At 62.9% G+C, this 23,680-nt stretch carries 18 protein-coding genes; 15 read left to right on the forward strand and 3 right to left on the reverse strand.

Annotated features, from left to right (window positions below; all coding sequences use genetic code 11):
- Nucleotides 1-408 precede the first annotated feature (408 nt).
- The 4 genes from AB4037_RS05605 to AB4037_RS05620 all read left to right on the forward strand — a co-directional run bounded on the left by AB4037_RS05605 (nt 409) and on the right by AB4037_RS05620 (nt 4,425).
- On the forward strand, nt 409-1,299 hold the full coding sequence (locus AB4037_RS05605; RefSeq protein WP_441770834.1) for a phosphotransferase: 891 nt from the start codon (nt 409-411) through the stop codon (nt 1,297-1,299).
- Nucleotides 1,300-1,392: 93 nt separating this feature from the next.
- On the forward strand, nt 1,393-3,837 hold the full coding sequence (locus tag AB4037_RS05610; RefSeq protein ID WP_441770835.1) for a GcvT family protein: 2,445 nt from the start codon (nt 1,393-1,395) through the stop codon (nt 3,835-3,837).
- Between the two features lie 61 nt (nt 3,838-3,898).
- Nucleotides 3,899-4,132, forward strand: a complete 234-nt coding sequence (locus tag AB4037_RS05615; RefSeq protein ID WP_434959733.1) for a CopG family ribbon-helix-helix protein — start codon at nt 3,899-3,901, stop codon at nt 4,130-4,132.
- 5 nt (nt 4,133-4,137) lie between these two features.
- On the forward strand, nt 4,138-4,425 hold the full coding sequence (locus AB4037_RS05620; RefSeq protein WP_441770836.1) for a type II toxin-antitoxin system RelE/ParE family toxin: 288 nt from the start codon (nt 4,138-4,140) through the stop codon (nt 4,423-4,425).
- Nucleotides 4,426-4,433: 8 nt separating this feature from the next.
- On the opposite strand, the gene AB4037_RS05625 is transcribed toward AB4037_RS05620, so the two are convergent.
- Together AB4037_RS05625 and AB4037_RS05630 are read right to left on the reverse strand one after the other, a co-directional pair.
- Nucleotides 4,434-5,468 carry an aldo/keto reductase gene (locus AB4037_RS05625; RefSeq protein ID WP_441770837.1) on the reverse strand — a complete coding sequence of 345 codons (1,035 nt, stop codon included), beginning with the start codon at nt 5,466-5,468 and terminating at the stop codon, nt 4,434-4,436.
- A gap of 30 nt (nt 5,469-5,498) precedes the next feature.
- Nucleotides 5,499-6,680 carry an MFS transporter gene (locus AB4037_RS05630; RefSeq protein ID WP_434958802.1) on the reverse strand — a complete coding sequence of 394 codons (1,182 nt, stop codon included), beginning with the start codon at nt 6,678-6,680 and terminating at the stop codon, nt 5,499-5,501.
- A 116-nt stretch (nt 6,681-6,796) separates the two neighbouring features.
- On the opposite strand from AB4037_RS05630, the gene AB4037_RS05635 reads away from it, so the two are divergent.
- The gene (locus AB4037_RS05635) at nt 6,797-7,705 is read left to right on the forward strand and encodes a LysR family transcriptional regulator (RefSeq protein WP_441770838.1); all 909 of its coding nucleotides are present in this window, start codon (nt 6,797-6,799) and stop codon (nt 7,703-7,705) included.
- Between the two features lie 80 nt (nt 7,706-7,785).
- Here AB4037_RS05635 and AB4037_RS05640 read toward each other — a convergent pair whose 3' ends face one another.
- On the reverse strand, nt 7,786-9,150 hold the full coding sequence (locus AB4037_RS05640; protein WP_441770839.1) for an NAD(P)-binding domain-containing protein: 1,365 nt from the start codon (nt 9,148-9,150) through the stop codon (nt 7,786-7,788).
- 450 nt (nt 9,151-9,600) lie between these two features.
- On the opposite strand from AB4037_RS05640, the gene AB4037_RS05645 reads away from it, so the two are divergent.
- From AB4037_RS05645 to AB4037_RS05690, 10 genes are all read left to right on the forward strand, one after another.
- The gene (locus AB4037_RS05645; RefSeq protein ID WP_434958799.1) at nt 9,601-9,807 is read left to right on the forward strand and encodes a DUF1674 domain-containing protein; all 207 of its coding nucleotides are present in this window, start codon (nt 9,601-9,603) and stop codon (nt 9,805-9,807) included.
- Between the two features lie 211 nt (nt 9,808-10,018).
- Entirely contained in the window at nt 10,019-10,255 is a 237-nt protein-coding gene (locus AB4037_RS05650; protein WP_434958798.1) for a hypothetical protein, read from the forward strand.
- 808 nt (nt 10,256-11,063) lie between these two features.
- Nucleotides 11,064-13,514 carry a PAS-domain containing protein gene (locus tag AB4037_RS05655; RefSeq protein ID WP_434958797.1) on the forward strand — a complete coding sequence of 817 codons (2,451 nt, stop codon included), beginning with the start codon at nt 11,064-11,066 and terminating at the stop codon, nt 13,512-13,514.
- A gap of 77 nt (nt 13,515-13,591) precedes the next feature.
- Nucleotides 13,592-15,124, forward strand: a complete 1,533-nt coding sequence (gene tsaE, locus AB4037_RS05660; protein ID WP_441770840.1) for a tRNA (adenosine(37)-N6)-threonylcarbamoyltransferase complex ATPase subunit type 1 TsaE — start codon at nt 13,592-13,594, stop codon at nt 15,122-15,124.
- Between the two features lie 139 nt (nt 15,125-15,263).
- Nucleotides 15,264-15,986, forward strand: a complete 723-nt coding sequence (locus AB4037_RS05665) for a nucleotidyltransferase family protein (RefSeq protein WP_441770841.1) — start codon at nt 15,264-15,266, stop codon at nt 15,984-15,986.
- A 69-nt stretch (nt 15,987-16,055) separates the two neighbouring features.
- Nucleotides 16,056-16,673 (forward strand): LysE family translocator, encoded by a 618-nt coding sequence (locus AB4037_RS05670; protein ID WP_441770842.1) that lies wholly within the window; start codon nt 16,056-16,058, stop codon nt 16,671-16,673.
- Nucleotides 16,674-16,790: 117 nt separating this feature from the next.
- Nucleotides 16,791-19,217, forward strand: coding sequence for a DNA topoisomerase (ATP-hydrolyzing) subunit B (gene gyrB / locus AB4037_RS05675; RefSeq protein WP_434958793.1), 2,427 nt, complete (start codon nt 16,791-16,793; stop codon nt 19,215-19,217).
- Nucleotides 19,218-19,354: 137 nt separating this feature from the next.
- Nucleotides 19,355-20,281, forward strand: a complete 927-nt coding sequence (locus tag AB4037_RS05680; protein WP_441770843.1) for a polysaccharide deacetylase family protein — start codon at nt 19,355-19,357, stop codon at nt 20,279-20,281.
- A 452-nt stretch (nt 20,282-20,733) separates the two neighbouring features.
- Nucleotides 20,734-21,684, forward strand: coding sequence for a phosphoribosylaminoimidazolesuccinocarboxamide synthase (locus AB4037_RS05685; protein WP_434958791.1), 951 nt, complete (start codon nt 20,734-20,736; stop codon nt 21,682-21,684).
- 631 nt (nt 21,685-22,315) lie between these two features.
- Nucleotides 22,316-23,389 carry an acyltransferase family protein gene (locus AB4037_RS05690; protein ID WP_434958790.1) on the forward strand — a complete coding sequence of 358 codons (1,074 nt, stop codon included), beginning with the start codon at nt 22,316-22,318 and terminating at the stop codon, nt 23,387-23,389.
- The last annotated feature ends 291 nt before the right edge of the window (nt 23,390-23,680 follow it).

Genomic DNA, 23,680 nt, shown 5'->3' on the forward strand with positions numbered 1-23,680 from the left:
ACCCGATCTGTCCACCCGATCTGTCCGGCCGGCTACCATGTCACCGTTGCACTCGAATCACAAAAGAACTCCGGCCCTGCCGCAACGTCATTTTGCCAATGGAGACGATGAATCTCCCCTGAAGTCTCTCTTCGAGCCGATCGTAAATCCGATGTCTTAATATCGAACGGCTCTTTCCTAAACGTTCGCAAGCTGACGACTGCATTGCCGCCATCAGCCTTTTCCGGATCCCTTTTGTCGCATGCGACGCGAAAAGCCAAGGCTTAGACGGCATAAGAATTATTAAGGCGTCGGCATCGCGGGCACCGAAGCGCTGCGCAGCCTGGTATTGTGAGACGGGATATCTGGACGATTTGGTACCGATCGGGTTAGGCTCCCTCAACATTGAATAAACCATCCGGAGCCGCCATGCCCAAGGTGCCGCTTCATAGCCCCCGCGAGAGGGCGGCGACCCTGATGTGCTGGCACGGCAGGGTCGATCCGCAGCCGCTCGGCGGCGGCATCACCAACACCAATTTCACCGTCGATGACGGCAGCGGCCGCTATGTCGTGCGCATCGGGGATGACATTCCCCTGCACCAGATCAGTCGCACCAACGAGTTGGCCGCCAGCAAGGCCGCCTTCGCGGCCGGCATCTCGCCGGAAGTGGTGCACCACGAGCCGGGTGCCCTGGTGCTGCGCTTCATCGAGGGGCGCACCTTCACGCCCGAGGACGTGCGCGACCCCCGCAACCATCAGGCCATGATCGACCTCATCCGGCGCTGCCATCGTGAGATGCCGCGCTTCTTTCGGGGCCCCGCGGCGATCTTCTGGGTGTTCCAGGTCGTGCGTGATTACGGCCATACACTGAGGGAGGGAGCGAGCCGGCATCTGCAATTGCTGCCGCGCCTGCTGACCGAGAGCGAACGCCTGGAAGAAGGCGTCGGTCCTGTCGATATCGTCTTCGGCCACAACGACCTGCTCGCCGCCAATTTCCTCGACGACGGCAAGAGGCTTTGGCTTGTGGATTGGGACTATGCCGGCTTCAACTCGCCTTTGTTCGACCTTGGCGGTCTCGCCTCCAATTCCGAGCTCGATGCCGCGGCGCGCGAAACCCTGGCGGAGGCCTATTTCGAACGGCCCATCGATGACGGGTTGCGCCGGCGCCTTGCCGCCATGACTGCGGCCTCGCTGCTGCGCGAGACGCTGTGGAGCATGGTGTCCGAGATCCATTCCAGCCTCGATTTCGACTATGCCGGCTATACCGCCGAGAATCTGCGGCGCTACGAGGCTGCCTATCAGGCGTGGCGGGACGAGTAGTCCCTGGGAGCGCGGGCGTCCTCGCCCGCTGTTTCCTCCATGCGTCGTGTTTCCAAGAGCGGGCGAGGACGCCCGCGCTCCCAGGAGATCTCCATGTCCGACCTGCCCACTTCCGCCAAGATCGTCATCATCGGTGGCGGCATCATCGGCTGTTCCACCGCCTATCACCTCGCCAAGATGGGGCTCACGGACGTGCTGGTGCTCGAGCGCGGCAAGCTCACCTCGGGTTCGACCTGGCATGCCGCCGGCCTGGTGGGCCAGCTCAGGACCAATGCCAACATCACCCAGCTCCTCGGCTATTCCGTCGCCCTTTATGACCGGCTGGAGCAGGAAACGGGCCTCGCCACCGGCTGGAAGCGCAATGGCGGCCTCAGGCTCGCCTGCAACCAGGAACGCTGGACCGAGGTGAAGCGCCAGGCCACCACGGCGACCTCCTTCGGCCTGGAAATGCAGTTGCTCAGCCCGAAGGAGGCTCAGGACCTGTGGCCGTTGATGCAGGTGGACGACGTAGTCGGCGCCGCCTTCCTGCCGACCGACGGTCAGGCCTCGCCGTCCGACATCACCCAGTCGCTCGCCAGGGGCGCGCGCATGGGCGGCGTCAGCTTCCGCGAGGGCGTGACCATCACCGGCATCGAGGTCGAGGGCGGCGCCGCCAAGGCCGTGCTTACCGATCGAGGCCGCATTCAGGCCGAAAAGATCGTGATCTGTGCCGGCCAGTGGTCGCGCGAGATCGGCCGCATGGCTGGGGTCAACATCCCCTTGGTGTCGATGCAGCATCAATATCTGATCACCGAGCGGATCGAGGGCATCACCTCCAACCTGCCGACCTTGCGCGATCCCGATCGCCTCACCTATTGGAAGGAGGAGGTCGGCGGCCTGGTGATGGGCGGCTATGAGCCCAATCCGAAGCCCTGGGCCAATACCTCAGCCACCTCGCCATTCGAGTTCCAGCTCCTGGAGAACGATCTCGACCATTTCGAACCACTGATGGAGCTTGCCATCGGTCGTGTGCCCGCCATGGAAAATGCCGGCATCAAGCAGTTCATCAACGGGCCCGAAAGCTTCACGCCGGACGGCAATTTCATCCTCGGCGCGGCGCCGGAAACCCGAGGTATCTATGTCGGCTGCGGCTTCAACGCCTTCGGCATCGCCTCGGGCGGTGGCGCCGGCATGGCCCTGGCCGAATGGGTGGCCAAGGGCGAGCCTCCCTATGATCTGTGGGCCGTCGACATCCGCCGCTTCGGCAAGAACACGCTCGATACCGGCTGGGTGCGCCAGCGGACCATGGAGGCCTATGCCAAGCACTACACCATGGCCTGGCCCTTCGAGGAGTACCAGTCCGGCCGTCCCTTGCGCCGCTCGCCGCTCTATGACCGGCTGAGGGCGCAGGGCGCCGTGTTCGGCGAGAAGCTCGGCTGGGAGAGGCCCAATTGGTTCGCTGCCGCTGGCGAGGACGCCAGGGACGTCTATAGCTATGACCGCCAGAACTGGTTCGCTGCCGTCGGCCGCGAGCATAAGGCCTGCCGCGAGGTGGCCGTGGTGTTCGACCAGACCTCCTTTGCCAAGTTCACCGTGAAGGGGCGCGATGCCGACAAGGCGCTGTCCTGGCTCTGCGCCAACGACGTGGTCAAGAAGCCGGGCAGCCTCAGCTACACCCAGATGCTCAATCGCAAGGGCGGCATCGAGACCGACCTCACCGTGGCCAGGCTCGGGGATGGCAGCTACTACCTCGTCACCGGCACCGGCTTTGCCAGCCATGACTTCGACTGGATCCGGCGCAACGTCCCCGATGGGCTCGATGTCCAGGTCGAGGACGTCACTTCGCAATTTGCCGTGCTGGTGCTGATGGGCCCCAAGGCGCGCGAGATTCTCGGCGGGCTTACGGCTGAGGATCTCTCAAATGCCGCGGCGCCCTTCGGGAGTGCCAGGCCGTTGCACATCGCCGGGGCACGCGTCCTGGCGCTACGCGTGACCTATGTCGGCGAGCTCGGCTGGGAACTGCATGTGCCGATGGAGTTTGCGCTGACGGTCTATGACGCGCTGATGGCAGCGGGTGCTCCGCTCGGCCTGGTCAATGCCGGTTATCGCGCCATCGAATCGCTGCGCCTGGAAAAGGGCTACCGGGCCTGGGGCGGCGAAATCGGGCCGGACCATTCGCCTTTGATGGCTGGGCTCGGCTGGGCGGCGAAGCTGAAGAAGGACATCCCCTTCCTCGGCCGCGAGGCGCTGCTCGACCAGGCCGCCAAGCCGCTGCCGCGCCTGCTCGCGGGCTTCACCGTCGCCGATCCCGAGGTCATCCTGCTCGGCCGCGAAACCATCTATCGCAATGGCAAGCGCTGCGGCTGGCTGGCCTCGGCCGGCTTCGGCTACACGGTGGGCAAGAATATCGGCTACGGCTATGTGCGCGATCCCGCCGGCGTCGATGCCGACTATGTGCTTTCCGGCAGCTACGAGCTCGAAGTCGCCACCGAACGGGTGAAGGCGCAGGTGTTCCTCGAACCGCTTTACGATCCGAAGATGGAGCGGGTGAAGGGGTGAGGGCATATCTTGTGAACCTATGTGGTTCGATTATATTCAAAAAGAACCACATAGGTGCGGCATGAGTGCTTTCACAGTTCGACTCGCAGACGAAACGACGGACAGGCTCGACCGCCTGGCCGCCAAGCTTGATCGCTCGCGATCTTACGTCGCTGCTCGGGCGATTGAAGACTTTGTCGCCCGAGAGTCTTGGCAGCTTGCGGAGATCGAAGCGGGCCTTGCCGATGCCAATCGGGGAGACTTCGCCACGGACGCCGAGGTCGAAACCGTTCTGGCCAAATATCTGCGGTCCTGACGGGCGTGGCAGTCCTGCGTTGGACCAGGCGGGCGCTTGGTCGTCTCGATTCCATAGGCGATCATATTGCTCGTGATAACTCAGCAGCGGCCAAGCGAGTGGTTGCGCGAATTGTGTCGGCAGCCGAGCATTTGAAAGCCAATCCGGCCCTGGGTCGAGCGGGACGGATCGGCGGTACGCGTGAACTCGTTCTGGGCGATATTCTCTATATCGTTGCCTATCGTGTTGCGGACGCCGATATCGAAATACTCACGATTTTACACACGTCGCAGGAATGGCCTGAGGCTCTCTGACCCCCCCCTCACACTGCCGGCGGGTTCAGGCGGGCAAAGCCTTCCTGGCGGCGATAGGGGAAGTGGGGATAGGCCGCTTCCACGCTGCTGGCCGCGTCGAGCTTTTGGCGCTGTTCCGGCGTCAGGCTCCAGCCGATGGCGCCGAGATTCTGCCTGAGCTGTTCCTCATTGCGGGCGCCGATGATCACCGAGGAGACGGTGGGGCGGCTCGTCAGCCAGTTGATGGCGATCTGCGGCACGCTCTTGCCGGTTTCTGCGGCGACCTCGTTCAGGGCGTCGATGACGCGGTAGAGGCGTTCGTCCTCGACCGGCGGGCCGAAATCGGCGGTCTGGTGCAGACGGCTGCCGGCCGGCAGCGCCTGGCCGCGCTGGAGCTTGCCGGTGAGGCGACCCCAGCCGAGCGGGCTCCAGACCAGGGCGCCGACGCCCTGGTCGAGGCCGAGAGGCATCAGTTCCCATTCATAGTCGCGGCCGATCAGGGAGTAATAGGCCTGGTTTGCGACATAGCGTGTCCAGCCATGCCGGTCGGCGATGGCGAGCGACTTCATGATCTGCCAGCCCGAGAAGTTGGAGACGCCGAGATAACGGACCTTGCCTGCCTGGACGAGGCCGTCCAGCGTCGAGAGCACCTCCTCGATCGGCGTGCCCGCATCGAAGGCATGCAGCTGCAGGAGGTCGATATGGTCAGTGCCGAGGCGGCGGAGCGCAGCCTCGACGGAGCGGATGAGACGCTCGCGCGAGGTGCCGTAATCGCCGGGTCCGTCACCCATCGGCAAGGCGGTCTTGGTCGAGATCAGCACTTCGCTGCGCCGGCCCTTGATGGCGGCGCCGAGAACCTCCTCGGATGCCCCATTGGAATAGACGTCGGCGGTGTCGAACAGGGTCACGCCGGCTTCCAGGCAGATGTCGAGAAGGCGGCGCGCCTCCTTCTCATCCGTGGTACCCCAAGCGCCGAACAGCGGGCCGCTGCCGCCGAAAGTGCCGGCGCCGAAACTGAGGACCGGCACTTTCAGGCCGGATGCGCCGAGACGACGATAGTCCATGATGATGTCCTTTCGAGAAACGGAACTAGATCAGGCCGACTGGCCGATGGCCTCGGGATGGCGGTCGAGCGCGGCACTCCACAGCGTCAGCACGAGGGCGGCGGCGACCAAGACAGCACCGATCAGGGGCGTCATACCCAAGCCGAGCGGTGAAGCCACCACCAGGCCACCGATCCAGGCACCCAGTGCGATGCCGAGATTGAAGGCGGCGATATTGAGGGCAGAGGCGACGTCGACGGCGGCCGGGCGATGGGCCTTGGCAAGCTGCACCACATAAAGCTGCAAGCCCGGCACATTGGCGAAGGACAAGAAGCCGAGAGCTGCCAGCGTCACCAGGGTCAGCATGGGCGAGGCCGCGGTGAAGGCGAAGGCGGCCAGCACGGCAGCCTGCAGGGCGAACAGGACGATCAAGGCCTTGGCGGGATTGCGGTCAGCGATGCGGCCGCCGACGAGATTGCCCACGGCGATCGCCGCGCCATAGAGCACCAGGATCAGGCTGACGCTGCCGGCGGCAAAGCCGGTGATCTTCTCCAGGATCGAGGCAAGATAGGTGAAGGCGACGAAGGTGCCGCCATAGCCGAGCGCCGTCATGGCGAAGACGAGCAGCAGGCGGCCGCTGCCGAGAACCCGGACCTGATCGATCAGCCTGGCCGGCGGCGCCTTGCGCAGCGTGGCGGGCAGCAGCACGGCGATAGCAATGAAGGCGATCAGGCCGAGGCCCGCGACGCCCCAGAAGGTGGCGCGCCAGCCGAAGCTCTGGCCGATGAAGGTGCCAAGCGGCACGCCGGTAACGATCGCCACCGTCAGCCCCATGAACATCATGGCAATGGCCGAGGCACGACGATCGGGTGCGACAAGATCGGCTGCGATGGTGGCACCCACCGAGAAGAACACGCCATGGGCGAAGGCAGAGAGTACGCGGGCGACCAGCAGCAATTCATAGCTGGGGCTGAGCGCGGCCGCGCTGTTGCCGACGACGAACAGCGCCATCAGGCCGAGCAGCAGGCCCTTGCGGCCAAGACGTCCGGTAAGGGCGGTGAGGATGGGTGCGCCGAAGGTGACGCCGAGGGCGTAGACGCTGACGATCAGGCCGGCGAGCGGCAGGGTGATACCGAGATCGGCGGCGACCGTCGGCAGCAGGCCGACGATTACGAACTCCGTGGTGCCGATCGCATAGGCCGCGATCGTGAGGGCAAGGAGGGCGAGGGGCATGAGAATGGTCCCGATAAGGGTGAATGAGTGTTGGAACCAATATGATCGCTACGCATTGCCACGATAATCCGGCATAATGAGTGAATAGCTTTGAATTCAATTCATAAGAGGCTGCCATGGACAATCGGGCCGGCGAAATGGAGGTGTTCGTCACCGCAGCCGAGTTGCACAGTTTCTCGGCCGCCGGGCGCAAGCTGCATCTGTCCCCCTCGGCGGTGAGCAAGCTCGTTACCAGGATCGAGGACAGGCTCGGCGCCCGCCTGCTGGTGCGGACCACGCGGACCCTGCAGCTCACGCCCGAGGGGGAGACCTATCTCGCGCGCGCCCAGGCCATCCTTGCCGACATCGCAGAGACGGAGCGGATGATTTCGAGCGGTGGCGAGGTCGTGCCATCAGGGCGGCTGCGTGTCAGTGCGTCGGTGGGATTCGGGGCGCGCTGCGTGGTGCCGGTACTGCCCGATTTCCTGGCGCGCTATCCCAAGGTCGAGCTTGACCTCTCCCTCACGGACGAGGTCATCGACCTCGTCGAGGAAAGGGCCGACATCGCGATCCGTTCGGGCCCCCTTCGCGATTCGGGGCTGAAGGCGCGCAAGATCCTGGAAAGCCGGCGGGTGATCACTGCTTCGCCCGGCTATCTCGCCCGTCATGGCATGCCCGACAGGCCCGAGGACCTCGAGGGGCACAATTGCCTGCTGTTCAACTTCCGGCGCGGCCTCGACAGCTGGCCGTTCCGCGACCCCGGCTCGGTCATGGTGCGGCGTGTGCAGGTCACCGGCAATCTCATGGCCAATAATGGGCCGACCATGCGCAAGCTCTGCATGGACGGCCTCGGGCTGGTGCGCCTCGGCCGTTTCCACGTTCAGCCGGATATCGATGCCGGGCTGTTGGTGCCGGTGCTGGAGGACTACAACGCCCTCGACGTCGAGCTGATCCATGCCGTCTTCGTCGGCCATGACCACCTGGCCGCCCGCATCCGCGCTTTCGTGGATTTCCTGGCTGAAAAGATCGGGCGGGAGGAGCGTTGATCCCCTGGCGGTCCCAGGAAACGCAAACACCGGCCCCGCGTGAGTCGGGGCCGGCGTCCTGAATTCCGATCGCGGCTGCCTTACGCCACCTTGGTGGCTGCCTCCGGCTCCGTGCGCAGATAGGTTTCCATGCTGTCGTCGAGCGCCTCCACCCAGCTTGTATGGTGCTTGGGCGCCATGGTGCCGGTCATCAGAGAGCGGTAGCCATGGTCGCGGAAGCCCATGATGTCCTCCATCTTGTGGTGCTCCCACTCCATGAAGGTCTTGTTGGTGGCTTCGATGTCGAACTGCGGATAGTCGGTCTCGGCCAACAGTTCCTTCACATAGTCGCCCTGGTACCAGATCATCTGCTCGGCATTCTCGAGAGTTTCCTCGCGGGCACGCCAGGCGTCGAAATTGGCCTTGAGCTCGGCTTCCGGCGGCAGCTTGATGCGGCCCATCATCACGTCGCGGGCCCACCAGGCCTGCACGTCGAACATGTTGAAGGTGTAGAACTGGTCTTGCATGCCGATGTAGAAGAGCTGCGGGTTCCCGTCGAAAATCACGCCCTTGTAGAGATGGTCGGCCCACAGCCGGTTGGCCGTCTTCAGGCGCAGATCATCCGGCAGGAACGGGAAGTGGTGCTGATAGCCCGTGCACAGGATCAGCGCGTCGACCTCCTTGCTGGAACCGTCGGCGAAATAGGCCGTGCGGTTTTCGAGGCGCTGCAGCAGCGGGCGCTCCTCGAAATTGGCTGGCCATTTGAAGCCCATCGGCTTGGAACGGTAGGTGGTGGTGACGGACTTCGCGCCATATTTCCAGCATTGCGAGCCGATGTCCTCGGCCGAATAGCTGCGCCCGACAAGCAGGATGTCCTTGCCCTTGAATTCCAGGGCGTCGCGGAAGTCATGCGCATGCAGCACGCGGCCGTTGAAGTTCTTCACGCCCTCGAAATAGGGCACGTTCGGCGTGGAGAAGTGACCGGAGGCGACAACGACATAGTCGAACTCCTCGTCATACATGCGGTCTTCGGTGCGTTCATGCGCGGTTACCGTGAACTTCTTGGTGGCTTCGTCGAAGCGCACCATGCGCACCGGCGTGTTGAAGCGCACCCATTTACGCACGTCCGCCTTCTCGACGCGGCCCTTGATATAGTCCCACAGCACCGCGCGCGGCGGGTAAGATGGGATCGGCTTGCCGAAATGCTCCTCGAAGGAATAGTCGGCGAATTCCAGGCATTCCTTGGGGCCGTTCGACCAGAGATAGCGGTACATGCTGCCATGCACCGGCTCGCCATATTCGTCGAGGCCCGTGCGCCAGGTGTAGTTCCACAGTCCGCCCCAATCGGACTGCTTCTCGAAGCAGACGATTTCGGGAGTGGAGGCGCCCTTTCGGGCGGCGGATTGGAAGGCGCGGAGCTGAGCCAAGCCCGAGGGACCGGCACCGATCACGGCAACTCTTGTCATATATTCTTCCCCTCTGCCGTTATGGCGGTTGGTTTGAGCGTCTGGATTTCTATACTTATTGGCGCTCCGCCGGCCTCGTTCAAAGCCGTCGCCGCGCTGCTTGGCCGCCGCTGGCCCGATGGGGCTTGCTTGCATGACGCCGGGTGGGAGATGCTCGCCGGCATGCAATCCAAGCTCCGCGAACTTCACTGCGGATAATATTTATTTCCTGACTATAATCTCACCTGCCGCTGTGACAAGTCGGCTCTTCGTTTTTTTGATCTGGCTCCCATCTACGGGGAGAGTCTGCGGAGCGGGCTTGCCATTCCGACATGGTGAGCTTCACCTTCCAAAGGTCAAGTCTCATGGTCTTTGCGAGCGGGCAAGGCATTGCTCGCCGCTTCCCGCGAAATCGAGCCGGCTTTCGCAGAAGTACTTGATCGAACATACCATATTTGCGATGGAGGACCCATGTCTGCTCCTGAATCCGACACGCCTCCCAATGCTGCGCCCGGCAAGGTCCTGAGCGAAGCGGCCAAGCGCGCGCTCGTGGAGGCGGCCGAGCGCCGCAAGGCGGAAAAGCCGGTCGAGCGTCCGCGCGAGATCAATGGCCGCGATGGCCCCGAACCCGTGCGTTATGGTGATTGGGAAGTGAAAGGCATCGCTTCCGACTTTTGAAGCCGTCATTGCCGGATGTATGGCAGCGCGTTGATCGCAGAATTGCCGCAAGTATTGCTGAATTGTTTCCGATGTATTCCTATCAGTAAATTCGTCATCACGAATAATTCACGCCTCAGATCTTTCTCGTGAATTGCGAGTGTGGACGCTACGTCGTACCTTCTGGATCATTGCACGCTCGTTTTTCATATGAGTTTTCGAGGAGATGGTCATGAAGATCTTTGCGATTTCTACGATTGCAGCGTTTGGTATCGTTCTTGCCGCTACGGCCGCCAATGCCCATGGCCGTCTGGTTACCGGGCCTGAATTATACGGTGCGCCCGCCTCGGCCCAACAGACGGGTGACAGTGATCAGCGCTTCGGCACCAGCGACAATGCCGTCCAGCCCCGCAAGGTCCATGCCGTCCAGCACGGTGCCCACCGGCTTCCTGACAGCCAAGCCTACTGAACTGCCACGCCGGACGTTTCATCACCTAGGCGTAGAAAGGCGTTCTTTTCCATCAGATCATAGTGAAGTGATATTGCGCGCCGCCCCGCTTGCCGGGGCGGCGTTTTTGTTGTGCTGCCGATTGCATGTTCCCTCGGAGATTTCCGCCGGCGATCAAGGCTTGTTAAGCCGGTAGTAACCATAATCGGTGCCAAGATGGCGGGTCGCTTCGTCATGTCTGGTTCCCTCATTGGGAGCCTTCACCTGCAAATTTCCTTGCATAGCCGCCGAATGACCTCTTCCGGCGGGAGTCAAGGGGAGGGTAAAGTGAACTGATTCGGGGGACGGGTTCACGGTCGTGCAGACCGGGAGGCCGCGCCTCCGCGCAAGGCCGGACGTCATGCGCAATGACAGCCGGTTCCCTTTGTGGGCGGGGCCGATCTCCATTCGGTCCGCGGGGCCCGCAAATGTGCGAGGGCAGGGCGCGTCGGTGCCTGCGCCCTTGGCAGACGGGGTCGCAGCAGCCTGGCGGTTTCCGCCCGTCGAAGGACGGGCGAGGCTGTCGCGGTCCTGCCAACGTCGCGTTGCGTTTCAGGGTGAGCGGAACGTCATTCGCCGGCGCCTGTCCGGTACCGAAGGGATTCGTCGAAGCAAGATGCGACAGGACAGACGGCAAGCCAGGCACAAAGGGTGGAGATTCCCAGGCGGACTCCCAAGCAGATTCCTGCTGATCGGGCCACGGACCCGATCAGCAGGAATCTGCAAGATATCAAACACAAGCAGAATTTCCTGGCGAGGCCCATCCGCGGACCTTGCCAGGAAATTCTGCTTGGCCGCTGGCATTTCCTTGACGGCCATGCTGCCCGTATCTGCCGCATTGGCCGCCGATGCCGTGCCGGCGACATCGGGCCTGTTCGGCAATCTCTCCAGTGCCGATCGCCGCATCCTTGCCATGCTGGCTCTGTTCGCCGGCCTGCTGATCCTGGCAACGGGCCTCGCCGTATTCTATCTGCGCGCCCGCAATGCCTGGCTCAAGCGCGACCGCGTCGCCAAGGCCGAGGCGCAGGTGCTGGCCGCCCGCGCCGAGCGTGCCGAAGCCCTGCTGATGTCCGAGCCGCAGCTGATCGCGGTCTGGTCCGGCACCGAGGACCTGCCGCTGCTATCGGGTGAACTGCCGGGCGTCGCCATCTCTCCCTCCCGCCGCGGCCTGATTGGTACGGGTTGGCTCGATTATCACGATACCCGCACATTGGAGGAGCACATCGCGGCGCTGCGCGGACGCGGCGAGAGCTTCCACATGGTGGCGCGCTCGCGCCATGGCGGTTATGTCGAAGCGGATGGCCGCGCCATTGGCGGTCGTGCCGTGCTCAGGCTGCGCGACGTCACCGGCGACCGCCTGGAACTTGCCCGTCTCGCCGACCGGCATCGCCGCGCCAGCGAGGAGATCGAGGCGATCCGTTCTCTGCTCGACGAGGCGCCGGTGCCGCTCTGGCTGCGCAACGCCAACGACAAGCTGGTCTGGGTCAACAAGGCCTATGCCAGGGCTGTGGATGCCCAGGACGAGAACGACGTCCTCAGCGGTGATATCGAGCTGCTCGACCGGCCGGCGCGCGAGGAGGCCAATGCTGCGCGGCATGATGGCAAATCCTTCCTCAAGCGCGTGCCTGCTGTGGTCGGCGGTGCCAGACGCACGCTCGACGTGATCGACATTCCCTCTTCCCGCGGCTCGGCCGGCATGGCGATCGACGTCTCGGAAGTCGAGACGATGCGGGCCGATATCGGCCGCCAGATCGAGGCGCATGTGCGCACCCTCGACCAGCTCGCCACCGCCGTGGCGATCTTCGATGCCGATCAGCACCTCACTTTCTACAATGCATCCTTTGCGGCGCTCTGGCAGCTCGACGCGGCTTTCCTGGACGGCAAGCCGACCGACAGCGAGATCCTCGACCGCCTGCGCGCCCAGCGCCGCCTGCCCGAGCAGGCCGACTTCAGGGCCTGGAAATCGAAGCTGCATGAAGCCTATCGCGCCTTCGAACCGGCCGAGCATTGGTGGCATTTGCCTGATGGCCGCACCTCGCGCGTGGTTACCACGCCCAATCCGGCTGGTGGCGTCACCTATCTGTTCGAGGACGTCACCGAGCGCATCGATCTGGAGGCCCGCTACAAGGCGCTGTCGCGCGTCCAGGGCGAGACGCTGGAAAATCTGAAGGAAGGCGTCGCCGCCTTCGGGTCCGACGGCAGGCTGCGCCTGTCCAATCCGGCTTTCGCCGCGATCTGGCGGTTGCCGCAGGAGATGCTGGAGCAGCGTCCTCATATCGACGACGTGGTGTCGCGCTGCTCGGTCCTGTTCCGCGACGAGGCGGTCTGGCAGGCGCTCAAGGGGGTGATCACCTCCTTCGGCGATGCCCGCCATTCCACCGACCAGCGCATGATGCGGGTCGATGGCACGGTCATCGACGTCGCCACTGTGCCGCTACCGGATGGCGGCACGCTGGCCACCTTCACCGACGTCACCGATTCGGTGAATTTCGAGAACGCCCTGGTCGAGAAGAACGAGGCGCTGGAGGAAGCCGCCCGCTTGAAGAACGACTTCGTCCACCATGTTTCCTACGAATTGCGCTCGCCGCTGACCAACATCATCGGTTTCGTGCAGCTGATGGCCGATGGCGCCGCCGGGCCGCTGAACGAGAAGCAGCGCCAATATGCCGGCTATATCAAGACCTCCTCCGACGCGCTCTATGCCATCATCAACAACATCCTCGACCTCGCCACCATCGATGCCGGCGCCATGACGCTCGACCTCGGCAAGGTCGATATCCGCGAAGCCATGCAGGGCGTGGCCGAGGCAGTGCAGCCGCGCCTGGCCGAGACCGGTGTCCGGCTGGAGATGAAGGCGAGCCAGGCCATCGGCAATTTCGAGGCCGACGGCCAGCGCGTGCGCCAAGTGTTGTTCAACCTGCTCTCCAACGCCATCGGTTTCTCGCAGGCAGGCGGCACCGTGACGCTCTCGGCCCTGCGCAAGGGCCAGGAGATCGTCTTCCGCGTCGAGGATCGCGGCCGCGGCATTTCCCAGGCCGTGATCGATCGCGTCTTCGACCGCTTCGAATCCCATGGCGGCTCGAGCGGCCATCGTGGCGTCGGCCTCGGCCTGTCCATCGTGCGCTCCTTCGTGGAGCTGCATGGCGGCACGGTCGAACTGGTCTCCGAGGAAGGCCGCGGCACCATCGTGACCTGCCGCTTTCCGGTCGATGCTTCCGCCCACAGGGAGGCTGCCGAATGATGAAAAGCCTGCCTATCCGCGTGGATCGCGCTCCATACCTCAACGACTATGCTCCGACGATCTGAAGGCCCAGCCCATTGACCGATCTCCTGACCCACCAATGGACCGTCGACCTCCCGAGCGAGGCGGCGACCGAGCTGCTTGCCCGCGACCTGGCGGCGACGCTGCGGGCCGGCGATCTCGTCACCCTCTCGGGCGATCTCGGCGCCGGCAAGACCGCCTTTGCCCGCGCCCTGATCCGTGAGATTGCCGAGGATCCGGAGCTGGAAGTCTCCAGCCCCACCTTCACGTTGATCCAGCTCTACGACACGCCGGTCTTCCCGGTCGTGCATGCCGATCTCTACCGCATCGGCCATGCCAGCGAGCTGGACGAGCTGGGCTGGGACGAGGCGCCCGACGGTGCGCTGGTGCTGGTCGAATGGCCTGAAAAGGCCGGCGAGACGCTTCCCGCCGACCGACTCGACATCCGCTTCGTGCATGCCGGCCGCAGCGAGACCGCTCGGCGCGCGACGCTGACGGGCACGGGCGAGTGGTCGTCCCGGCTGCGCCGCTTCTCGCAGACCGGCGATTTCCTGCGCCATGCCGGCTGGCAGGATGCGTCACGTGAACATGTCCAGGGCGATGCCTCGACCCGTTCCTATGCCCGCCTCAGGCGCGGGGACTCCACGATAATCCTGATGAATTCGCCGGCCCGTACCGACCGCACGCCGGTGCGCTACGGCAAGACCTACAGCCAGATCGCCCATATCTCCCAGGATGTGAAACCCTTCGTGGCGATGGCGAAGGGGTTGACGGAGCGCGGCTTCTCGGCACCGCAGATCCTCAAGGAGGATCTGCTGCATGGCCTGCTCCTGCTGGAGGATTTCGGCACGGACTTCATTGCCGAGGACAACAAGCCGGTTGCCGAGCGCTATGGCGTGGCCATCGACCTGCTCGCCCGCCTGCATGGCATGGAGCTGCCGGATACGCTGCCCGTCGCATCGGCCATCAACCACAAGATCCCGCCCTTCGATCACGGCGCTCTGGATATCGAGGTCGAGCTTCTGATCGAATGGTACATGCCGATGATTGGCGCGCCCCAGTTGTCGCAACGCAATCGCGATCATTTCACGGCGCTCTGGCGCTCGGCCCTCGCGCCCGTCGTCAAGGGCGAGCAGAGCTGGCTGCTGCGTGACGTGCATTCGCCGAACCTGATGTGGCTGCCCCAGCGCGAGGGCATCAAGCGCATCGGCCTGCTCGACTTCCAGGACGCCATGATCGGCCCGCCCGCCTATGACGTGGCTTCGCTTTGTCTCGATGCTCGGGTGAGCGTGGACCAGGAGCTCGAACTCCAGCTCCTGACGCGCTATGTCAAGGCGCGCCGCGGCGCCGATGCGGCTTTCGATCCCCCCGGCTTTGCGCGCGCCTATGCGGTGATGGCGGCCCAGCGCAATACCAAGCTGCTCGGCCTGTTCGCCCGTCTCGACAAGCGCGACGGCAAGCCCGCTTATCTCAAGCATATTCCACGCATCCGAGCCTATCTCGACCGCGCTTTGGCCCATCCCACCTTGGCCGACCTGAGGGAATGGTTTGAGACCTTCGTCTTCGCGATAGAAGCGAAGATGTCATAATACCAAGAGTCATTGAAAATGACTCTTGGTTCCTTCTGACGGTTTTCGTCAAATCTTTGATTTGATTTCGAAAATCGTCAGGTGTTCAAGCTGGGAATGCGCCAGCATTTTTTAAGCTTGATATGAGGACCGGTATCACATGACCCGCCCCTTCTCGACCGCCATGCTGCTGGCGGCCGGCCTCGGTAAGCGCATGCGCCCCCTGACCGATATCAGGCCCAAGCCGCTGATCGAGATCGCCGGCAAGCCGCTGATCGATCATGTGCTCGATCGTCTCGCCGCATCGGACGTCGAAACAGCGGTGGTGAACGTTCACTATCTCGCCGAGCAGATGGAGGTCCATCTCGCCGGCCGGCATCAGCCGAAGATCCTGATCTCCGACGAACGCGCCGGCCTGCTCGATTCCGGCGGTGGCGTGCGCAAGGCCCTGCCCTTGCTCGGCAAGGCCCCCTTCATCGTCTGCAATTGCGACAGCTTCTGGATCGAAGGGCCGCAGAACAATCTCGAGGCGCTCATGGCGGCTTGGGATCCCGAACGCATGGACATCCTGATGCTGGTGGCGGCGACGGCAACCAGCATCGGCTTCGACGGGCGGGGCGACTATCATCTCGACAGCCGGGGCCTGCTCTCGCGCCGGCGGGAGAACGAGACCGCCCCCTTCGCCTATGCCGGGGTGCTGCTGATCAAGCCCGAACTGTTCGAGGGCACGCGTGAGATCTTCTCCCTGAACCGGCTGTTCGATGCAGCCGAGACCAAGGGCCGCCTGTTCGGGCGGCGTCTCGACGGCGTTTGGCTGCATGTCGGCACACCCGAGGCCGTCGGCGCGGCCGAAGCGAAGATCGCGCAGTCGGCGCTGGAGTGATCGGCGGTCCCAGGAAGCTTCCCACCCCGGCTACGACCGGCTATAAGGGGTTCCCACCGGAGCCTTCTCATGCTCGATCCCGCTGCCCTCGCCGTCTATGCCGGCGCGCTGTTCGTGGCCGCGGCCCTGCCGGGGCCGGGCATCGCGGCGTTGGTGGCGCGCGTGCTCGGCAAGGGCGTACGCGAGAGCCTGGGCTTTGTTGTCGGCATTGCGCTCGGCGATCTCGTCTGGCTCGGATTTGCCGCGGCCGGCCTGGCCGTGCTGGCGCAGAGCTTCGCTGGCGTTTTCCTGGTGATCAAATATGCGGGCGTTGCCTATCTGCTCTATCTTGCCTGGAAGTTGTGGACGACGGCGAACCTCGCCCAGGCCGTCGATAGCGACACTCGCAGCGAAAGCGGCTGGCGCAGCTTCCTCGGCGGTTTGTCGATCACCCTCGGCAATCCCAAGGTGATGGTGTTCTACACCGCGCTTTTGCCCAACCTGATCGATCTCGGCCATCTTTCGCCGGCGAGTTTCGTCGAGCTCGCCATCGTCACCGAAGCGGTGCTTGCGGCCGTGTTTGCCTTCTATATCGCCCTGGCCGGGCGGGCCCGGTCCCTGCTCACCAGCCCACGGGCGATGCGGCTGCTGGCGCGAAGCTGCGGCACCATCATCGCCGGTACGGCGGTGACGATCGCTACGCGATGAAAGATGCCAGTCATCCACTGATAAATATCTGATAAATCACAAAAATGTGCCGTTTTGGCATGAAATTCGGGTCGGGAATCCCTATATTCCTTTCCGAATCAAGGAATGAGTTGCTCAATGGCTGAACCCGCTTTGTCCGACACGCCCGAAAATGACTATGGCGCCGACAGCATCAAGGTCCTCAAGGGCCTGGACGCGGTGCGCAAGCGCCCCGGCATGTATATCGGCGACACGGATGACGGCTCGGGCCTGCATCACATGGTCTACGAGGTCGTCGACAATGCGATCGACGAGGCGCTGGCTGGCCATGCCGATATCGTCACGGTGACGCTCAACCCCGACGGCTCGGTCACCGTCACCGACAATGGCCGCGGCATCCCCACCGCTATTCATGCCGAAGAGGGCGTGTCGGCGGCCGAAGTGATCATGACGCAGCTGCATGCCGGTGGAAAGTTCGACCAGAACTCCTACAAGGTCTCGGGCGGCCTGCATGGCGTCGGCGTTTCCGTGGTCAATGCTCTCTCCTCCAAGCTCACTTTGCGTATCTGGCGCGACGGCGGCGAGCACACGATGAGCTTCAGCCATGGCGATGCCGACGCGCCGCTCAGAATGGTGGGGCCGGCCGGCGATAAGCGTGGTACCGAGGTGACCTTCCTGCCCTCGACCGGCACCTTCACCAAGGTCGAATTCGACTACGCAACCCTGGAGCGGCGCCTGCGCGAGCTCGCCTTCCTGAATTCCGGGGTGCGCATCGTGCTTACCGATCGCCGCCATGGCGGCGAGAAGAGCGAGGAGCTGATGTATGAAGGCGGCCTCGACGCCTTCGTGCGCTATCTCGACCGCTCCAAGACCGCACTGGTGCCCGCGCCCATCTATGTGAAGGTCGAACGCGACGGCATCGGCGTGGAAGCGGCGATGTGGTGGAACGACAGCTATCACGAGACGGTGCTGTGCTTCACCAACAACATTCCCCAGCGCGACGGCGGCACCCACCTGGCCGGCCTGCGCGGCGCCCTGACGCGCCAGGTCACCGGCTATGCCCAGTCCTCCGGCATCTCCAAGAAGGAGAAGGTGGAAATGACGGGCGACGATTGTCGCGAAGGCTTGACCTGCGTGCTCTCGGTCAAGGTGCCCGATCCCAAATTCTCATCCCAGACCAAGGACAAGCTGGTTTCCTCCGAGGTGCGTCCGGTGGTGGAAAGCGCCATGAACGAGGCGTTGTCGACCTGGTTCGAGGAGCATCCGGCAGAGGCCAAGGTCATCGTCGGCAAGGTGGCGGAAGCCGCCGCCGCGCGTGAGGCCGCCCGCCGAGCCCGCGAACTCACGCGCCGCAAGGGCGTGCTCGACATTGCCTCCCTGCCCGGCAAGCTCGCCGATTGCCAGGAGCGCGACCCCGCCAAGTCCGAACTCTTCATCGTCGAGGGTGACTCGGCCGGCGGTTCCGCCAAGCAGGGCCGTTCCCGCGAGTTCCAGGCCGTGCTGCCGCTGCGCGGCAAGATTTTGAATGTGGAGCGGGCGCGCTTCGATAAGATGCTGTCCTCCGAGCAGATCGGTACGCTGATCACCGCTCTCGGCACCGGCATCGGCTCGGAGGAATTCAACCCGGACAAGCTGCGCTACCACAAGATCATCATCATGACGGACGCCGACGTCGACGGCAGCCATATCCGCACGCTGCTGTTGACCTTCTTCTTCCGCCAGATGCGCGAGATCATCGACCGCGGCCATATCTATATCGCCCAGCCGCCGCTCTATAAGGTCTCGCGCGGCAAGTCCGAGCAATATCTCAAGGACGAGCGCGCGCTCGAGGACTATCTCATCGACACCGGCGTCGAAGGGGCGGTACTGCGGCTCGGTAGCGGCGAGGAACGCGCTGGCCAGGATCTGCGCGGCGTCATCACGGATTCGCGCACCATCCGCACCCTGCTCGGGCAACTCCACAGCCGCTATAACCGCACCGTGGTGGAACAGGCTGCCATCGCCGGCGCACTGAACATCGGGGTGGTGGCAGATCCCGCACTGGCTCAGCAAGCGGCCGAGGAGACCGCCCGCCGCCTCGATGAAATCGCCGAGGAATTCGAGCGTGGCTGGACCGGCCATCTCGACAGGGGCGGCTATGTCTTCGAGCGCATGGTGCGCGGCGTCAAGGAAACCCACACGCTCGACGCCCAATTGCTCGCCACCGTGGATGCCCGCCTGCTCGACGAGCGCTCTCAGGCGCTGCGCGAAGTCTATGGCAAGCCGGCGACCCTCACGCGTCGTGGCGAGGAGGTCGAGGTGCACGGTCCCGTGGCCTTGTTCGAGATGCTGACCAATGCTGCCCGCAAGGGCCTGTCCCTGCAGCGCTACAAGGGCTTGGGCGAAATGAATCCCGACCAATTGTGGGAGACCACGCTCGACCGCAATGCCCGCTCCCTGCTCAAGGTGCAGGTGAAGGAGGTGGTCGAGGCCGAGGACATCTTCACCAAGCTGATGGGCGACATCGTCGAGCCGCGCCGCGAGTTCATCCAGGACAATGCGCTGACCGCCCAAGTCGACGCCTGAGGCGTGGCATGCGCCGGTGGCTGCAGGCGCGGATCCGATTTTGCGATCGGGTCCGGTGCCGTAGGCTGCCGACGTCGTATGGATTTTGCCGAGAACTGATTGCCGCTTTTCGGCGCGATGCTCTGGCGGGCGTCCTCGTGATATTAGCCGGTATCGGTCTGGCGCGGGCCGAGCCGATGAAAAGCGTCGCCATCACCTTTGATGACCTGCCCTTTGCTGGCGCGGTGGGGGCGAGACTGGGCAATATCTCGCCGGTCGAGGTCGCCGCACGCAACAGTGAAGTCCTGGCGACATTGCGCCGCCATCGGGCGCCTGCCATCGGTTTCGTGGTCGAGACGGCCGTACAGGGCGTCGGGAGGCCGGCGACGGGCATTCTCGAGGCCTGGACCCGCGAGGGCCTGTCGCTCGGCAATCATGGCTATGCCCATATCGACACCAACAGCCTCGATCTTGCCGGCATCAGGGCCGAGATCGAGCAGGGCGAGACAACGATCCGGCCCCTGATGGCCAAAGCCGGCCAGCCGCTGCGCTTCATGCGCTTTGCCATGAATCACACCGGCGATACGCCGGAGAAGCGCGATGGCATCGCTGCCTTGCTGGCTGAGCGCGGCTACGAGCCGGCAGCCTCGACCATCGACAGTTCCGACTATATATTCGAACAAGCCTATGGCCGCGCCTTGGCGGCAGGCGCCGTGGGCGACGCCGGGAAGATCCGTGCGGCCTATCTCGACCATACCGATCGGCAGATCGATTATTATGCCGGGCTGAGCCGACAGGTGCTCGGCCATGAGCCGCCACAGGTGCTGCTCCTCCATCTCAACCGCCTCAATGCCGCCGCGCTGGAAGAGATCCTGATGCTGTTCGAGCGCAAGGGCTATCGCTTCGTCACATTGGCCGAAGCACAGGCCGATCCGGCCTATGGTCAACCCGTCCGTTTCGTCACGCATTTCGGCCCGATGTGGGCTTATCGCTGGGCACGCGATCGTGGCATTGCCGTCGACGGCAAGAGAGAAGTCGAGCCGCCGCAATGGGTGGTGGACTATCAATCAAGCCAAGCAAAATGACCCGCCGAACGGTTCGATCGAAGTGAGGGGAGATAAGGGGCGGTTTGCTCTGAAGCCGCCAAAGTCGCGCCTAGTCATCCGGCGTTCGATAGGCCTGAGGCCTCTTGGACCGGTTGCCCAGTCCTTGGCTGAGTCTATGGGCTCAGTCATCGAAACGGAACCGGTTCCCCGCGATCCGTTAATACCTATGATAGCAGAAGTCCGGGGTGAGTTGAACCCTGGAATTGCCGGTGCTTGCCCCCAAGCCGGTTCCTCATGATCGGGCCATGGCTATGATCACGAGAAATCGGCAAGACATCAAACATTTGTGGATCCTCCTGCCCACCGGATTTGCGGGCGTACATGGGTCCGGCACGGCAATGATCCGACATCGGGAACGGTGCGGCGGGTGTGACATGGCGGACGGGCCGTGCCATAAGCGCCGCATCCCCTTGCCTCAACACGGTCTTCCCATGCCCGATATTGCCGCCCTGCAAGATGCCTTCATCCCGGAACTGCCGAATTACTATCGCGGCAAGGTGAGGGAGAACTATGATCTTGCCGATGGGCGCCGCATCATCATCGCCACGGACCGCCTGAGCGCCTTCGACCGGGCGATCGCCAGCATCCCCGGCAAAGGGCAGGTGTTGACGCAGACGGCGCGCTATTGGTTCGAGCATACCGGCGATATCTGCCCCAATCATGTGCTTGATTATCCCGACCCCAATGTCGTGGTCGGGCAGAGATTGACGATCCTGCCGGTGGAGATCGTGGTGCGCGGCTATCTCGCCGGTACGACGGGTACTTCCATCCTGACCCTCTACAAGCAGGGCCAGCGCGAGATGTATGGCACGCGTTTTCCCGACGGCCTGCGCGACAACGAGGCCTTGCCGCAGGCCATTATCACGCCGACGAGCAAGGCTTTCGATGGGGGCCATGATGAGCCGCTTTCGGCCGACGAGATCATCGCCAAAGGTCTGCTGAGCCAGCGTCAGTGGGATGAAGTGTCCGGCTATGCGCTGGCGCTTTTCGCTCGCGGCCAGGCCTTGGCCCGTGAGAAGGGGTTGATCCTGGCCGATACCAAATATGAATTCGGCACCGACGGCGAGGGGCGCATCGTCCTGGCGGACGAAATTCATACGCCCGATTCCAGCCGATACTGGTTTGCCGCCAGCTATCCGACGCGCTTTGCTGGCGGCGATAAGCCCGAAAGCTTCGATAAGGATTTCGTGCGCAACTGGGTGGCGGCGCGATGTGACCCTTATAAAGAAGCGATCCCTGCCATTCCCGCCGAACTCATCGCCGAAACCTCGAATATCTATATTCAGGCCTATGAGACGATAACCGGACAAGTCTTCGAAAGCCCGCACGGTGCAGACAAGCCTCTGGAGCGCATCCGCCGCAATCTCGCCCGTTACTTTTGAGGAATCGGGCAAACCGGCCCTTTCCATCCTGTCAGGCTTGGCCGCGCCCTCGAAAAAGGGCGCGGCCAAGTTCTATGGTCGCCTATGTTGCATAGCTCGAACATTACTGCTTGGCGATTGTGCCTGAGGTGCGACGAAGATTGACTTCACCAGGCCAGCTTATCTTGGAAAGCATTTACGTTGCATTCATTGAATCTTGAATGAATTTCTGCAAAGAAAACCAAATCATTGCAGTATGTATTCAATATTATTTTCAATTAACGCGAATTAGTTTTTATATATATAGCATGAATTGTAAGAATATATAATATTTTTGTTTTATCATGGTTAAGAGTGTTGCAATTATTCGATTTTTGTGCAAACATTCCCGTGCGTCACTATGGAGTTACGGCTAGGAAAAATCCTGCGCTGGCAATGAAGGTCGGCTGTTTGGGTGGGCGCAGTCGGCGGCGATGCGGTCGTGCCGGCTTCATCATGCGGCTTCGCAGTCACCGGCAATAGGCCGATGACCCTCAAGCGCCTTACGCTCCGAGGAAGGCACTGCATATCGCGAAGACGCGTGGAAACAAGGCGTTAGAGCAATGAGGCGTTCAGGCATGAACGCCCTTGCTCAAGACAAGGCGAGGTAAGGATGCAGCGTCATTTCGCGATCCCCGGCAATGGGGCCGCCAAACCGCATTTCCTGTTGCTCGACGGTTTGCGTGGCTTTGCCGCATTTTGCGTGATGCTGATCCATCTCGGCAGCTGGCTGGCGGTACCCTGGGTCGCCAGGAACAGCTATCTGGCGGTCGATTTGTTCTTCTGCCTCAGCGGCTATGTGCTGTCCTATGCCTATATGGGGCAGACCCGCTCGATGGATAGTTTCAAATTTCTGCGCGTACGTCTGCTGCGCCTCTTGCCGCTGACAGTCCTCGCCCTCGCCATCAGTGCCGCCTATCTCGTTGTCCGCGGCGCCATCGAGCACGCGCCGGTTCCCTATGCCGAGTTGCTGAATGCGCTGATGCTCTCCACCTTCAGCCTGCCGAATTTCAGCGCTCCTGCCGAAATCGGAGGGCCCAGCTTTTTCCCGCTGAATGTACCGCAATACACCATCCTGCTCGAGATCACCGCGAATCTGCTGTGGTGGCGCCTGCGTCACACCAATCTGGAGAAGGTCGCCGCCGCCATCGCCCTGGCCTGCCTGTGCGTCCTGATGATCACCGGCTTGGGCGGGGATACCCCCAATACCTTCCTTGCCGGCTTCCCGCGCGTCGGCGCCTCGTTCTTCATCGGGGTCGTGCTCTATCAGATGCGGGACAGGATGCCGGCGTGGGAGGGATGGACGGTTGTATTCGGGCTGCTGGTCGGCGTGATGGCCATCTTGTTCTTCTGGCCGACGGAACTGCCGCGGGCGGTGCAGCTCACCTGGGTGGCTCTGGTTTCGCCCGCTTTGGTGGTGGCGGGCGCCAGGGCTCATTGTTCGGGCAGGCTTGCATCGTTTTGCTCGACCGCGGGTACCGTATCCTACCCGCTTTATTGCCTGCATTTTCCGATCTTCTGCTGGGTCAACGGCCTCTACCGCTCGTTCTTCGGTGCGCAGAATTTCTATGTCGAAGCTCCCATCGTCGTGGTCGCCGCGATCATCGGCGGTTTGCTGGCGCATTATTGCTATGATGTTCCCATTCGCCACTATCTGAGTGCCAGGGCAAAGCGTGTTCATGCCTGAATTGTTTTTGTTGTAATTCTTTGTTTTAACGTTCTTTTTTGACCTCCTCGGATGTCGCCAGATCGCGAAATGGCCCGGATGTGGGCGACCCTGCAAAGGACGGCTTGATCTCCCGGGCGCGAGCTGTCAGTATCCGTGCGTGGCGACCATGGCAGGTGGAGTGCGATCCTTGCCGGTGGTCAAAAAGCCTGATTCGCTCCTGTTCCAACCAAGACAGATTAAAGGCAATACCTAAGGAAAGGGCCGATCTCCCTAGGCCTTTTCCCGTGTTTGATCGATATTGCAAAGCTG

The sequence above is a fragment of the Labrys sp. KB_33_2 genome, assembly GCF_052114505.1.
Lineage (GTDB): Bacteria > Pseudomonadota > Alphaproteobacteria > Rhizobiales > Labraceae > Labrys.